Annotated in this window: 12 protein-coding genes; 4 read left to right on the top strand and 8 right to left on the bottom strand. The window is 33.0% G+C overall.

What is annotated here, in order from left to right:
- Window positions 1-11: 11 nt before the first annotated feature.
- Entirely contained in the window at window positions 12-1,196 is a 1,185-nt protein-coding gene (locus EPI11_RS16955; RefSeq protein ID WP_128391181.1) for an FtsB/FtsL family cell division protein, read from the bottom strand.
- Between the two features lie 276 nt (window positions 1,197-1,472).
- On the opposite strand from EPI11_RS16955, the gene EPI11_RS16950 reads away from it, so the two are divergent.
- Both EPI11_RS16950 and EPI11_RS16945 read left to right on the top strand, forming a co-directional pair.
- Window positions 1,473-2,360, top strand: a complete 888-nt coding sequence (locus EPI11_RS16950) for a glycosyltransferase family 2 protein (RefSeq protein WP_128391180.1) — start codon at window positions 1,473-1,475, stop codon at window positions 2,358-2,360.
- Between the two features lie 5 nt (window positions 2,361-2,365).
- Window positions 2,366-3,304 carry a glycosyltransferase family 2 protein gene (locus EPI11_RS16945; RefSeq protein WP_128391179.1) on the top strand — a complete coding sequence of 313 codons (939 nt, stop codon included), beginning with the start codon at window positions 2,366-2,368 and terminating at the stop codon, window positions 3,302-3,304.
- Here the strand turns inward: EPI11_RS16945 and EPI11_RS16940 are convergent.
- A complete protein-coding gene (locus EPI11_RS16940; protein WP_128391178.1) occupies window positions 3,301-3,696 on the bottom strand; it encodes a sugar 3,4-ketoisomerase in 396 nt (131 codons plus the stop codon). The two genes, EPI11_RS16945 and EPI11_RS16940, sit on opposite strands and share 4 nt — an antisense overlap.
- A 3-nt stretch (window positions 3,697-3,699) precedes the next feature.
- Complete coding sequence (locus EPI11_RS16935) at window positions 3,700-4,806, bottom strand: glycosyltransferase (RefSeq protein ID WP_128391177.1); 1,107 nt, start codon at window positions 4,804-4,806, stop codon at window positions 3,700-3,702.
- A 40-nt stretch (window positions 4,807-4,846) separates the two neighbouring features.
- Between EPI11_RS16935 and EPI11_RS16930 the strand changes: the two genes are divergently transcribed.
- The gene (locus EPI11_RS16930) at window positions 4,847-5,983 is read left to right on the top strand and encodes a glycosyltransferase (protein ID WP_128391176.1); all 1,137 of its coding nucleotides are present in this window, start codon (window positions 4,847-4,849) and stop codon (window positions 5,981-5,983) included.
- 39 nt (window positions 5,984-6,022) lie between these two features.
- Here EPI11_RS16930 and EPI11_RS16925 read toward each other — a convergent pair whose 3' ends face one another.
- From EPI11_RS16925 to EPI11_RS16905, 5 genes are all read right to left on the bottom strand, one after another.
- Window positions 6,023-7,492, bottom strand: coding sequence for a zinc-dependent metalloprotease (locus EPI11_RS16925; protein WP_128391175.1), 1,470 nt, complete (start codon window positions 7,490-7,492; stop codon window positions 6,023-6,025).
- A gap of 24 nt (window positions 7,493-7,516) precedes the next feature.
- A complete protein-coding gene (locus EPI11_RS16920) occupies window positions 7,517-8,278 on the bottom strand; it encodes a hypothetical protein (RefSeq protein ID WP_128391174.1) in 762 nt (253 codons plus the stop codon).
- 226 nt (window positions 8,279-8,504) lie between these two features.
- A complete protein-coding gene (locus EPI11_RS16915) occupies window positions 8,505-9,239 on the bottom strand; it encodes an acyltransferase (protein ID WP_128391173.1) in 735 nt (244 codons plus the stop codon).
- An 18-nt stretch (window positions 9,240-9,257) separates the two neighbouring features.
- The gene (locus EPI11_RS16910) at window positions 9,258-10,742 is read right to left on the bottom strand and encodes an oligosaccharide flippase family protein (protein WP_128391172.1); all 1,485 of its coding nucleotides are present in this window, start codon (window positions 10,740-10,742) and stop codon (window positions 9,258-9,260) included.
- 28 nt (window positions 10,743-10,770) lie between these two features.
- Entirely contained in the window at window positions 10,771-11,742 is a 972-nt protein-coding gene (locus EPI11_RS16905; protein ID WP_128391171.1) for a GNAT family N-acetyltransferase, read from the bottom strand.
- Between the two features lie 170 nt (window positions 11,743-11,912).
- Between EPI11_RS16905 and EPI11_RS16900 the strand changes: the two genes are divergently transcribed.
- The gene (locus tag EPI11_RS16900) at window positions 11,913-14,981 is read left to right on the top strand and encodes a T9SS type B sorting domain-containing protein (RefSeq protein ID WP_128391170.1); all 3,069 of its coding nucleotides are present in this window, start codon (window positions 11,913-11,915) and stop codon (window positions 14,979-14,981) included.
- Window positions 14,982-14,991 lie beyond the last annotated feature (10 nt).

Below are 14,991 nucleotides of genomic sequence, written 5' to 3'. Positions count from 1 at the left end.
TAAACGTATAATTATTGTTTACCTACTAAAGATTTTACGGCTGCTTTTAGTTCATCTATCTCTTTTTGCTGCTGCTCAAGCTGACTTTTTTGAGTTTCTATCTGTTTGTTTTGCTCTATCGCATACAATGTAAGCTCTTCTATTTTTTCCTGTTGTATGTTCGCCATTTGTCCTAGCTCTATACCATCTTCTTTTACTTGTTTTGCAGAAGGTACATTTGGTAAGTGACCGTTTTTTGCAATAAACTGCTCTACCTCATTTAATGAAGGTAATTTGTAGTTATCTGCAAAAACATAATCTGCCCATCCTGTGGCCAATTGTATTCTCACTTCTTCAGTAAGAATTCCTCCTTTTACAAACAATTTATAGTTTGAAACATTTACACTACCAGCTGAAGTAGGAAAACTGGTTGCACCGCCTATTGCTATTTTTCCTGTAGCAAAATCACCGTACATAAGTGTATTAGTCCCAACAGCAAGATAAAATTTATTACTGCCTGTTTCATTTGTACCTGCTTCATGACCCAAAAACACATTACCAGAGCCTAATGTATTAAAGCCCGTTCTTGTTCCTACAAAAGTGTTCATTCCAGAAGTCTTATTATTATATCCTGCATTAAATCCTAAATAAGTATTTTCAAATCCTGTTGTATTATTAATTCCTGTGTTAGTTCCACTAAAAGTATTTCCTGTACCACTAACATTATTAAAACCTGAATTCGCTCCTATAAAAACATTCTGGGTACCTGTAGTATTATAGCGTCCACTTCCAAATCCATAAAAAGAATTATATTCAGAAGAAGTGTTGTATCCCGAATAGTAACCAGTGAACGTATTTCCGCCTCCTGTACTGTTATATCCTGTATAACCACCAATAAAAACATTATTGTTACCTGTAGTATTTACATACCCACTATTAAATCCCACATAAGTATTTTGTGTCCCTGTAGTATTACTACGTCCAGCTTGTGATCCTACGAAAGAGTTTTTGGCACCTGTTCCTGGTGCTATACCAGTATTTGCAAAACCTGCCTGATAACCTACAAAAGTTGATCCTGTTGCTGCGGAAGCTGATTGAGCCGCTCCGTTCTGAGTTCCTAAACCTGTTTCGTTTACTGTTTCAATTAACCCCGTTTGCGCATTTAATTGCATTACTCCTGCCAATAATAAACCGACAATAAAAAATTCTTTTTTCATAAAATTATATTTTTAATTTTTGGTTAAAAATAACAAGTGTTTATGGTTTAATTAACATGTAATATGTTAATTTTCTTACGAAATTAAATTCATTAAATGGTTAAAAATTCATCAAAAAGCTGAATTAAATCTATTAATTAAATAAAAATCTACTATGTGGTTTTATGTGAAAAAAGTTCACATATAAAATTCGCGACATTTATAAAATCTACAAACGTTTTTTATGTTATTTTAAATAGATACTATTTCTTTATACATTTGTCTCAAACCAGCGAAATGTTATCTATACTTATTCCTACTTACAATTACAATGTATTGCCATTAGTACAGAAATTACAAAAACTTGCTAATTGTGAAAACATAGCTTTTGAAATTATAGTATTGGATGATGCCTCAACAGATAGTATTTCAATAGCCGAAAACCAAAAGATTAACCAACTTGAACATTGCATGTATGAGCTTTTGAAGAAAAATATAGGGCGAAGCCGTATGCGTAATCTTTTAGCAAAGAAAGCAAAATACGAATGGCTTCTTTTTCTAGATGCAGATACCCTCCCCATTCATGATAATTTCATTTCTGTATACCTTCCGCATCTTGATCAGGAAGAAAAGGTGGTTTATGGAGGTATAAAATACCAGGAAGAAAAACCATCCGACGATAAATTATTACGTTGGGTATACGGTAACAGTCGTGAGGCTTTATTAGCAGAACAGCGACAAAAAGCACCTCATCTGAGTTTACTTACGCTTAACTTTGCCATAAGTAAATCTATATTTTCTAAAGTTACATTTAATGAATCCATCCCTAACTTAAGACATGAAGACACTTTGTTCTCCTATGATTTAAGTGTAGAAAAAGTAACCGTAGAACATATTGAAAACCCTGTATATCACCTGGGGCTTGAGAGCAGTGAGATATTCATGAAAAAATCAGAAGAATCTGTGGTAGGTCTCAAATATCTTACTGACAACAATTTGTTACCTCAAAGTTATACGCGAATTGCTAAAATACATAATTCGATTAGAAAGTCCGGCTTAGCTCCATTAGCAAGACTGTCCTTCAAAATAGTTAAAAGATCTTTTAATAAAAACCTTTTAGGGAGTAATCCTTCACTTTTTATTTTTGATTTATATCGATTAGGTTATCTTTGTTCATTAAAATAAGCGTCATGCCCTATTTTTCTATCGTTATCCCTCTTTATAATAAACAAGACCATATTATAGCCACCCTAAAAAGTGTTATAGCGCAGACATTTACTGATTTTGAAATAATTATTATTAACGATGTTTCTACAGATGACAGCCTTAAAGCTATACGATCAATAAACGATAACAGAATACGATTAATAACCCATGACTTCAATAAAGGGTTATCTGCTTCAAGAAATACAGGTATAAAAAATGCAAAATCAAATTATATAGCCCTATTAGATGCAGATGATTTATGGAAGCCCCAGTTTTTAGAGAAAATTCATGCTCTAATTAACTATTATCCGCAAGCTTCATTATTTGCTACAAAATATGAAGAAGTACACCCCGGAAATAGTATCATTCCAATAAATGATCCTTTACACACTACAGACGGAAGCATGACTCTGATGAATTTTTTTACAGCAAACTTAGGTAAGCTTTTAATTAGTTGTTCCAGTATTTGCATCAACAAAAACGTATTTGAAAAGGTAGGACATTTTGATGAAACAATTACTTTTGCCGAAGATATCGATTTTTACATACGTGCAAATCACCACTATCAATTGGCATACTACAATCAATCCCATGCCTGTTATATGATTTATTCTCAGCAACAAATGTCTTTAGCTGGAATTAAAGATAAGGTTATCCCTGATTTTGATAAATATGAAACGTTAGCCATAAACAGACCCGATATAAAACGATTTTTAGATTTTTATAGGTATTTTATGGCAAAGGCATATCGTTTAGAAGGCAATAAAACAGGTTTTAGAAAAATGATTCAAAACCTGAATTATCAAAACTTAAATTACAAACAGCGTTTTTTACTTATAGCACCCTTATTCCTAATTAAGTTAATTACCCGGTTTAAGAAAAAGCTATTGCAAAAAGGAGTTGTTGTAAACAGTTATAGCTAACTTTTTACATAATCAAGAAACTCATCATAGTTTCTTATATAGTCGTCTTCTATATAAACATCAGAAGCTACGACCATACAAACGGCTCCGGATGAAAAATTTTCCAATTCGCTCCACAAGCCACTATTAATTAAGAGCCCTTTGTCCGGACGGTTTAAAAACACTCTTTCTTTGTTAGTACCGTCTGTTATGGTAACCTCAAAACTACCTGAAATTGCTATAAGAAATTGCTTTAATTCTTTATGAGCATGCCTTCCCCTTACTGAGGTTCCCGAAATATCATACAAATAGAATATTCGCTTCATTTCAAAAGGAATTGCGTTTCCTTCTATCACTCCTACATTACCAGTATGATCTTCAAATTTAGGTATATCAATAATTTGTATGTCCATTATTTAGTTGTCAATTTTTAAATAGTGCAGCCATTGTGACCCGATATTTTCTAAAGAAAATTTCTCTATGCTTGCAGATGAATTTTGTTTACAATTAATATATAATTTTTCATCTTCAAACATAAGGTTAATCCCTTCTGTAAGTTTCTGAACATTTTGGTTATCAATCAATAATCCATTTTCTTTGTCAACAATAATTTCCGACGGTCCGGTAAAACAGTCAAACGCTACCACTGGTATTCCGCAGGCTAAAGATTCTAACAACACCATAGGTAGGCCTTCAAATTTGCTGGAAAGAACATAGAATAAGGCATTACGCATGTAAACGTACGGATTTTCCTGAAAACTTTTGAATACAATTTTATCATTCAGCCCTTTATTTTTAACGATATTTTCCAGCTTATTCCTTTGGCTTCCTTCACCCAGTATAAGTAATTTTATATTATTTTCAGGAAGCATAGAGTTGGAGTAGGCTTCAATTAATTTATCAAATTGCTTTACATTATGATCATGCATGCTTCCTACCGAAAGAATGTATTTAAATTCATTAGTCTCGGTACCTTCCATATATTTTTTCTCTATATAATCTATATTAACCGGATTATAAATAGTAGCCACATTTTTTAATCCATGTGTACTTTCTATTAATTCTTTCATTTTATGGGTAATACTTACTACACCATAAGCATTGCCATAAATTATACGTGTAAGCCAAGACTGTTGCGGCATATACCAGTTTATAAAAGAACTGTGCACTGTGTAAATTGAAGGAGCAGTATAAACAAGTCTAGCTATTAACAAATCCTGAACCGGCTTTGTTCTCATCCTAAAATCTATAATGTAATCGAATTTATGCTTTTTAATATAACTTCGTAAAACCCAAAAGCGTTTAAGTTTATTAAACACCCCATTAGAACGGTTTTTGAGTAAGCCCAAATTGAGTAGCTCTCCCGAAAAATTATAAGATACATTGTCCTGTACTACTGCATTGTGTACATCTATATCCTTACTTACAAAATAATTGGACAGAAATGCGTGTACCCGTTCTGCCCCGCCTCCGGATAAAGCATCGCCTACAAGGCATATTTTAGTTTTACGAGGTTGTAGCATTAAGGGATATTAGTTATTTTTGAGGCAAATATAAACATTCATGAGGATTTTATTGATTGGCGAATACAGCAGGCTGCACAATTCCTTAAAAGAAGGTTTGTTAGCGCTGGGACACGAAGTAATCCTTATTAGCGATGGAGACGGATTTAAACAATATCCTTCAGATTTTCTAATTACCCCAAAAACCCTCAGTAAAGGATTTTTAAACATTCCACGACAAATTATTTTCCGGATCTTTAAATACGATATCGCTCAACTTGAAAGAGGTATGAGGTTTTATAAATTGCTCCCTAAACTTAAAAACTACGATGTTGTACAACTGATTAATGAAGCCCCAATAAAGACATCAAAACCCTTTGAAAAGTATCTTCTCAATAAAATTATAAAACAAAACAAAAAAACTTTTTTGCTTTGCTGTGGTATGGATTACACAGTAGTTAAATATATGGCCGATAAAAAGCCACGTTATTCAATCATGGATCCTTTTTTTAAAGACATATCCCTTATAAAAGAATATCGGATTATGTTTGAATATATATCCAAAGGACATAAAAAATTACATGATTTTCTATACAGCAAAATTACCGGAGTTATTGCTAGTGATATGGACTACTACGTTCCACTGTTGGGTAATTCTAAATTTATGGGGTTAATCCCAAATCCAATTAATATCTCTAAACTCGAATATAATGAGCCTGTTATAAACGGACCCATTATAATTTTTATGGGTATTAACCGATGGATTTATAACCAAAAAGGTATTCCTTATTTTGAAAAAGCACTAACCATTGTTAAAGCAAAATATCAGGAAAAGATAGAAATAGTTATTGCTGAAAGCCTGCCCTATAATGATTATATAAAGCTATATAGTAAAGCACATATCCTGCTTGATCAGGTATATGCTTACGATCAAGGCTATAATGCCCTTGAGGCAATGGCAAAAGGTAAAGTCGTATTTACAGGTGCCGAGAAAGAATTCATGGAACATTACAACCTCATTGAACGTGTTGCGATAAATGCGCTTCCTGATGTAGACTACCTTGTTAACGAACTTTCTTTACTTATAGAAAATCCTGACGAAATTATTGCTATTAGCAAACGCACACGGGCATTTATAGAGAAAGAGCACGAACATATTGTTGTAGCCAAAAAATATATTGAAAAATGGAGTAAATAAAAAGCCGGCATTAAAAGCCGGCTCATAAAGTAACTATTTTTAGTTTTTTATTAATTTTTCAGTTAATATTTCCCCTTCATTTGTTTGTATTGTAACTATATAAATACCTTTTTTATAATTACTAACATCAATATCAGCAGAATTATTTTTCACCTCTTTTTTATACATAATAAACCCTTCAATAGAAGTTATAGTAAGATTATTAATTGCACTATCCAAAGAGATAGTTATAGACTCATTTGCAGGATTTGGGTACAAAACTAAGTTTACAGCGTTCTTATTTTCATACAAATTTGCAAAATCTTCTATATATGAAGTTTTTTTCTGTAAAATTGAAGGGCAATCGCATTTTTCTATTTCTGCCACAAATACACTGCCTCCTTTAATATCAGTATTTGATTCAAGTAAAATATAATCCCCTGCTTTAAGATTAATATTTTGACCTATAGCAGTTTGGTAATTACCATTTGTTATAATAGTACTCGAATACTGGTAAATAAATGATAAGTTCGTTTCTGGGGTATTTAAGGTTTTTGTTGAATTATTTGCTCTCATAGCTTGTACTGATAGTACATTCGGAGAACCCGAAATATATTCCCTTATTCTAATTCCCTGACCCGTTGTGAAACTTTGGACACACGGTGAATGCGTATACTGCATTGGATTTCCAACATCTGCGGGAGTTAAAGAAAACGGCACACCCAGATTATCTGTAGAAGTTCCAATATACAAACAATTATCAAAGTCAAGAATATTAGATAAAGGTACTCCAAGTGCTATAGCTTCATTATTAAAACTTACCATAGCGGGTGTATCGGCAACTCTATCTCCAGCGGTAAGAGCATTGTAATTTGGATTATTAGGATCCCTAGTTACACGTTCATCAGTATATGTTCCGCCATTATTATTTCCCCAGGCGTGATATAATCCAAAAGTATGTGCTAATTCATGTGCAAGTACGTGCTTAGGAGCACTCCAAAGTCCCTGAATAACCCACATATCAATACCTATGTAATTAAGTCCATAATTTGTAACTCCATTTCCATTACTAATATCTGGATGTATATACACATTAAAATTATTTGATTTCATATAATTATTGTTTTGGGCATAACTCGCAATACTCCAAAAATCAGTACCTTTTGGATAAAGCTGATCGTTATTTATAGAACCTACTCCACCCAGAACAAAACAAATTCCCATTGGTTTAAAAAATTCATTAATCTGATTCATCTCTTTAATGATTTGCTGATTTGAAACAATATCATCAGCTGTCCCGTCGCTTCTTTTAACTACCCAAAAGTAAATATTAAAGGTTAGTTGCGGAAAAGAGGATAAATACAGTGGGTTTACAGAGCCTGAATAAGTAGGTGTACTAAAAACCCCTAAAGGCATGTTTTGATTTCCTTCCCCTATACCACAGTGAAAATGGTCTGGGGTTTGTGCCTGTAGACCAACAGAACTCCATAGTAATACTGCTAAAAGTAAAAAATGTATTTTAAATTTCATAATAATTAAAATATAGTGTTGTTTTTACTCCTTCAGTGTTTTTACTTCTGCTTTAACTTGTTCTATTTGCTTTTTTAGTTCAATAGTATACAGTGTAAGTTCTTCTATTTTTTGAAGTAAAAGCTTATTCATTTCTCCCAATTCTATACCATTTTTTTCTACATCTTTAGCAGATGGTATGTCTTGTAAGTGTCCTTTTTCTTTTATATGCTGTTCTACTTCTTCAAGTGTTGGTAATTTATAGTCTTTTTCAAAAACATAATCTGCCCATGTAGTATATACTTTAACCCTGTCTGCTCTTACATTACCATTTACTGAAAGACTATAAGTATCTACACCATCTGTATAAGAAGATGTACCAATCATTACCCTTGAATTTGCTTTTGGCATAGTCAGAGAGATGTTGTTGTTTGCGTCGTCATACACGCTAAAATTTTCAACCTGTGCTTTATCAAAAAGAGTGAATTGAGAAATACTATTTTGGCCAGCATAAAATCTCAATCGGGTAGCATCATTTCTATTGTTTAAACAAAACCAAATTGTAGGTGTTGCATTCATATTGGATACAGGGAAATCCATAAACTGTAATGTTCTTTCCTGCGTTCCAAGACTATTTACTAATGTCCCAGCTGTTAAAACCATTGATGCGTTTACACGAGCCGAATTATTGGCAAATGTTTGTCCGTCTACAGCGGATTTTGTAAAAATACCCATAGTCCCCTGAACAATCTGTGCATTAGTAAATAAACCGACCAACAATAATGCTGGTAAAATAATTTTTTTCATAATTAAACATTTTAAAATTAGACAACTAAGGTAAATTTTAAATCATTTAACAAGGCAAATTTTGTAAGATATTTTTTAAGAAAAACAGATTATGTAAGATTTGATTTTTTCTCAAAATCAACCTATAAATAAAGGATAATTAATAGTACTTAAATAAATAAGACAAAGCAACTGTGGAATTTATAATATAATTACGTTCTGACATTAAAAATTTTGAGTGAGAAATCTACACAATTAACCATTGATCAAGTAATTCCTTTTCTGTTTTCCAGTCTCTAGTAATATTACTTTTAAGAAGTTTTGCAGGTATACCGCCAATTAATATATTTTGTCCTAATGCCGTATAATCTTTATTACACAAAGTGTTAGAAGCAATGGTACAATAGCTGGGAGTTTTTGTATCAAGCATAACGGATACTCTATTACTTATATAGTTATAGCTTCCTAAAACTATAGGAGCCTGCAATACAAATTTCTCTCCTGTAATTGAATCTATCATTTGATGAAAATTTGTATCAATAAGCTGTGATTCCGAGCCTATTCTTGTATAATCTCCAAGTACTATTTTATGCCGGCATATTATTTTACCATTTGAAGCCAAAGAAGACATATGGCCAAATTCGATATAAGCGTCTTTCGCGACATATATAAAATAGTCTTTTCCAAACTGAACGTGCCCTTTAAATACCATCTCACCCTGAATTACAAGTTCAGCTGTTCCCCGATGAACGCTATTAAGTTCAAAAGGCTGCCCAAATCCAATCATCCCGGGTTTAATTGGAGCTTCTATCTTAATATTGCCATTAATATTCTGCAGCTTAACTCTTCCATAGATATAAACCGGAAGCTTTTTCGCCATAGAAAAAGGAAATGCCTTTAGATTAAAATAAATTGTTTTAATCCAGTTTACTTTATAATATAATTTTCTTTTACGGTAAATTTTTCGAAAAAGAGTATACATAATAGCTGACGATTTAAATTATTTCCTTCTGTTCTTAAAGTTTACAAAGATACTTTTTAAATGTACCCTCTTGTCAATTTCTTTGAATGAGATTAAAACTGAAAGAACAAATAAAGCAATAAAAATTATTTGTTTAAATAATCCATCCGACATATGATATACAATAACAGATAAAAAACAAACCAAAAAACCCATTCCGAAAATTTGGTATAAATCTTTCGTAAGTACTATGTTATATCTCTTTCTTGTAATTAAATATATAGCTATCATATGAGTTGAAAAATAAAGTACAAGAGCTAAGCCTATCCCCTCTAATCCATACAAATGATAACCTCCTATACAAAGTAAGAGATAAAATATATTAAATACCATTGCTGTTTTTACAAACACTTTAGAATCTGCCCTTGCAATTATTACATAGCCCATTGACCAGGAAACTGCCTTAAAAAACATGGCTATAATCGCCCAGGAAACCAAGGGGATTGCTCCATCAAATTTATTAGAGAATAATAACCTGATTATTAATGGTGAAAAACCTATAAATAAAACAATAATTGGCAGTATAATAAGCATCGAAATTATCGCCTGCTGATTAACTGTTTCACTTACTTTTTTATCATCCTGGCTCATTGCTGCCAAGCGGGGATAATACTCTGTACTCATTGCAGTAAATACAATCCCAACATAAGTGTTGATTATTAATAATCCAACATTTAAAAATCCTACTTCCGAAATTCCACCATAATTATTAACAAATAGTTGAATTAAGTAATTGGATAGAATTGGCAAAAAACCACTTATTGAGAGTAACCCCCCAAAAAACAATATTTCTTTCCCTTCTATAAAGGATTCTTTTATATCTATGTCATATTTTTCTATTCTTAATTTTTTATAGTATATAACTGAAATTAAAAAGCTTATTAGCGATGAAAGTAAAATTGAAGGAACTATCGCATCTATTTTAAAAAAGATAAATAATGGTAAACTTAATATAAAACCTATTAAACTCCCATAAAGATTGGCTTTAGCCATATAACCTAATTTCGATAAGCCTTGAATTACCGCCAATCTGGAGCCTGTGAGTTGTTTTAATAATACAGAAACTGATATCCATATAATAGCCGCTATCTGGCTATTATTACCAAATGTCCAAATACTGAGGTATTTTGATAACGCTATAACGATAAGAGTTCCTGCAATTCCTGAAAGAAGTGACAATCGTAATAGTATTGCTGCATTTTTAGCAATGGCAATATCATTGGCGGCAGATTTACTTTCTGATATTTTCTTAACACCACTGGTTTCAATACTAAAACCAGTAGCCTGTCTAACAAGATCTACTGTGTTATTTAACAAACTTAAAATGCCATATCCTGCCGGTCCAATAAGTATGGCCAGAAATTTAAATTTTACAACCGATATAAAAAGATTTACTAATTGAACACCTCCAAATATAGATGTAGATTTTATTATTTTTGAATATGTATTTTCTTTATCGGACATTAATTGGAGTATTTCAACTTTTATGCTTTTACACAAACACGTGATCTAAAAGAGTATAATCTTTAGTATTAACATCATAAAAATCCTGAACAATAGTACGGGCTCCAAAACTTTCTTTCCAAAAAATAATTCCTTCGTTAAGCTTTCTGCCCTGTTCTTCATTAGAGATGCCAAAGTCAAAATATTTCACATCTTTAAAAACTTCTGTTATAAGATGATTGTATAAAAAATCGAGGCTTCCAAGTTTGTTTTTATCTTTATTACCCGATATATGCTGCGGATGAGCAACCCTGTCTGTAATAAAAACGGTTGTGCCAGCAACTATTTTACCTTCATGATAAACATTAAAATGCCTGATATTATTTGGGAATTTTTGATGTAATGCTATTATTTCTTCAACGGTATGAATAGGCTTAACTTCATGTTTATTCTGCATGTTAGGAATTAATATTTCATTCCAGAATAATTCAAATTTAGGTTCTTCAATTATTAGAAGTTTATTATTATATCCTTTTCTAATATCTCCCCTTCTTGACCTGGAAAACGGCAACTTATTAAGCATCTCTATTACGCAAAGACTATCTCTTCTTACTAATTTAGCATTAGCTAAAAATAAAGCATAGTTAAATTCATCTGAAGGATATTTATGATAAATAGCGGGTATTAACTTTACATGAAGTTTTTCGATCGAATTTTCATTCAGATACCGCAATACAGCACCAAAAGCAGTAATTACAGAGCTAAGCTTCACCTTATCAGAATACACAAGTCCACCATAAGTAAGTCCTTGATGTGAATACAGTACATTTTCTACTCTATTTGCTGGTAATAGAGCAACAAGTTTTTTCTCCTGAAAAACTAATAATGAAAAATCCTGAAACCGGTCACTATGGTATTCCATAAAATCCCGATGAAATAAAAATGTACCATTTTTAGATTCTGCAACAAATTCATTCCATTGGTCATAATGTGATATATTATATTTTTTTATAGTATACATGCTGTAGTTTTAATATCACATTTTTAGAATTGTAAAATTAAAAAAAAATATTTGGCAATGCCTCTTAAATAACTTTATTAATAATTCCATCCATATAAAGGTGTTTTTAGTTAAAAAATTGGGTATTAACAAATATTTGTTAATTTTAAGCAAAAAAAATTAAAAACCCTGTGAAAAGAAACCTACTCACCTTTTTCGCTTTCATTGTTGCGATTACTACTTACAGCCAGGTAGATGTTGCATTATATCAGCAATTTAACGGCAGGTATGATTTTACTTTTGTAGGTAATACATTAAATACTACGCATAATGCGGGTAATACTCCCTGTACTATCTTAACTTCTTCCTCTCAGAGTCTAAACCTTCCTTCAGGCAACGTTATAGAAAAGGCTTATTTATATTGGGCAGGATCTGGCACCGGAGATTTAAATATAAAACTCAATGGTCAGGAAATTATTTCCGAACGCACATTTAATGTGATTTTTAATAGCGGAAATGATAATATTCCGCGACCATTTTTTAGTGCTTTTGCCGATGTAACTTCTATTGTAACAACTACAGGAAATGCATTATATACGGTTTCAGACCTGGATTTGACTAATGTTATAAACGGCGACGTTCCGTCACAAAATATTTACTGCAGAAACGGGACAAATTTTGGCGGATGGGTCATTGTTGTAGTTTATAAAAATGAAAACATTCAGCTTAATCAAATTAACATATATGACGGTTTACAATTTGTACCGGATGAAGTTAATATTACTCTTAATAACCTTAATGTACTGGATAGTACAGGAGCAAAAATAGGTTTTGTAGCCTGGGAAGGTGATGTGGCCTTGAATAGTGGCGAAAGCTTAAAAGTAAACAATGCGGTTTTGAGTAATGCTTTAAATCCATCAACTAATGCTTTTAATAGTACCAATACCGTTACAGGTTCTACAAGCCTTTACAATATGGATCTTGACATTTATAATATTCAGGATTATATAGTAGTTGGCGATGCAACGGCAGAGATTAAGCTTACATCTGCTGCAGATTTTGTAATGATTAATACCATCGTTACGCGACTCAATAGTATTTCACCTGATGCTACAGTAACAGTTACTACAGATCAGGAATGTGATTCCAGAACCATTGTAGCGAACTATACCATCCATAATAATAACAGTACAGATATATTGCCCGCCAACACTCCCGTTTCAGTGTATTTGAATGGTGATCTTGTGCAAACTTTCCTTACTATAACTAATATTCCCATAAACGGAAGCGAAAGTGGTTCTATTTCGATAACTGTCCCTAATGGTGCCCCGCTTGATTATCAGCTTATTTTTATTGCAGATGATGATGGCACGGGAAATGGCATCGTGATTGAAATTAGCGAAATCAACAATTCGTTTATTGTAAACGGAAAATTATGGGTATCACCTACCCTTACTTCTCCTGCCGATCTTACAGCCTGTAATACCGGAGATGGAACAGGTATATTCGACCTGTCTGGCTATGAAACATCTTTAAAAAATGTTCCGTCTGATACTATTACATTCTATACTTCATTTGCCGCTGCTCAAGCAGGAACAGGCAATATTACCGATACCGCTGCTTACAATGCAACTTCTAACCCTCAGGAAATATTTGTTCGCCTTACTGATCTGCACGGGTGTTTTGCTGTAAGTTCATTCGATCTTATTACTGTGCTTTGTGCAGATGCTACAGTTGTAGTTAATTCAATCTTGCAAAACTGCGACTCAAGGGTACTTGTAGTAAACTACACGGTAAATAATATTGGCGAGATTGTGCTTCCTGCCACTACACCTGTTGCTATTTATGCAAACAATACATTACTAACCGTTACAGCAACTACTGCCGATATTCCAGTAGGCGGTAGTGAGACTGCAACTATTACGATAACAATACCTGCAGGAATACCTCTTAACTTTAATTTGATTTTTGTTGTAGATGATAATGGTACAGGTAACGGTATTGTTCCTGAAATGATTGAGACCAATAATAGTTTTACAGTCCCTGTTTCGTTATGGGTATCGCCTGTTTTACAACAACCTGAAGACGTAACAGCATGCGAAACATTCAATGGATCTGGCATAGGGCTATTTAATTTTTCAGGTTATTTGGAATCTCTTAAAAATAGTCCGACTGACATTGTGACTTTTCATAACTCTCTCGAAGATGCAGTGAGTGGTGATAATGATATTACTGATTCCGGTACTTTTACATCGGCTACAGGTAAAGAGATATTCGTGCGCCTTGAAGATAAGAACGGCTGTTTTGACACTGCTTCGTTTAAACTTGTTATCATTGACTGTTACTTTCCTGACGGCACTGTTGTTATAGATGATGTGTACAAACAGTGTAACTCAAGAATACTTCATATACATTATACCGTAAGTAATTTTGACGGTACAGATATATTACCTGCCGAAACACCCGTAGCTATTTATGCTAATGGCACATTACTGGATGTTACAGCAACGATTAACGATATCGCCATAGATGGAAGCGAAAGCGGTTTTATACAGGTTACAATACCTATAGGTATTCCGTTAGACTTTGATCTTTCCTTTGTAGTAGACGATACAGGCGATGGAAGCGGAATTGTTATTGAACTCGACGAAACCAATAATAACTTTACAAAAGCCGAAAAACTTGTGCTTTCTCCCGTATTACAACAGCCTGCCGATATAGAATCGTGTGACGAGGGATTAGGCAGTAGTACATTTGATTTTTCGCACTATGCCCAGGAATTAAAAAATTATCCTGACGAAGTTGTTACTTTCTATACTTCACAACAAAATGCCGACCAAGATCTGGATCGTATTTATAACACCTCACAGTATCGCATTGACCAAAACCCCACGCGTATTTTTGTTCGTTTAGATAATGGTACATGTCACACCACTGCTTCTTTCCTGCTTCGCTCTAAAAAATGCCCTCCAAAGCCTTACAATTATGTAACGCCAAATAGTGACGGACTTAATGATGGCTTTTATGTGGATGGACTGCGCAATATCTTCCTGAATTTTAAAATGAGCATTTACAACCGCTGGGGTACTCTTATTTGGACAGGCGATCATAGTAAAGCCGACTGGAATACTATTGCAGATGTATCTAAAGTAGGGACAGAAGGAACAATAGTACCTGTAGGTACTTACTACTTTGTTTTAGAACTCAATGACCCTGATTTCCCTGAACCTATTGTAGGATGGGTTTATGTAACGAAATAGAGAAAAACTC

It is taken from the genome of Flavobacterium cerinum, assembly GCF_004028155.1.
Lineage (GTDB): Bacteria > Bacteroidota > Bacteroidia > Flavobacteriales > Flavobacteriaceae > Flavobacterium > Flavobacterium cerinum.
Note: the sequence above shows the minus strand (reverse complement) of the source record. Positions and strands in the feature narration are given on the sequence as shown.

What these genes read in the sequence shown, in the direction of transcription:
- EPI11_RS16955 (WP_128391181.1), bottom strand. Translation starts at nt 1,196, where the DNA reads ATGAAAAAAGAATTTTTTATTGTCGGTTTATTATTGGCAGGAGTAATG.
- EPI11_RS16950 (WP_128391180.1), top strand. Translation starts at nt 1,473, where the DNA reads ATGTTATCTATACTTATTCCTACTTACAATTACAATGTATTGCCATTA.
- EPI11_RS16945 (WP_128391179.1), top strand. Translation starts at nt 2,366, where the DNA reads ATGCCCTATTTTTCTATCGTTATCCCTCTTTATAATAAACAAGACCAT.
- EPI11_RS16940 (WP_128391178.1), bottom strand. Translation starts at nt 3,696, where the DNA reads ATGGACATACAAATTATTGATATACCTAAATTTGAAGATCATACTGGT.
- EPI11_RS16935 (WP_128391177.1), bottom strand. Translation starts at nt 4,806, where the DNA reads ATGCTACAACCTCGTAAAACTAAAATATGCCTTGTAGGCGATGCTTTA.
- EPI11_RS16930 (WP_128391176.1), top strand. Translation starts at nt 4,847, where the DNA reads ATGAGGATTTTATTGATTGGCGAATACAGCAGGCTGCACAATTCCTTA.
- EPI11_RS16925 (WP_128391175.1), bottom strand. Translation starts at nt 7,492, where the DNA reads ATGAAATTTAAAATACATTTTTTACTTTTAGCAGTATTACTATGGAGT.
- EPI11_RS16920 (WP_128391174.1), bottom strand. Translation starts at nt 8,278, where the DNA reads ATGAAAAAAATTATTTTACCAGCATTATTGTTGGTCGGTTTATTTACT.
- EPI11_RS16915 (WP_128391173.1), bottom strand. Translation starts at nt 9,239, where the DNA reads ATGTATACTCTTTTTCGAAAAATTTACCGTAAAAGAAAATTATATTAT.
- EPI11_RS16910 (WP_128391172.1), bottom strand. Translation starts at nt 10,742, where the DNA reads ATGTCCGATAAAGAAAATACATATTCAAAAATAATAAAATCTACATCT.
- EPI11_RS16905 (WP_128391171.1), bottom strand. Translation starts at nt 11,742, where the DNA reads ATGTATACTATAAAAAAATATAATATATCACATTATGACCAATGGAAT.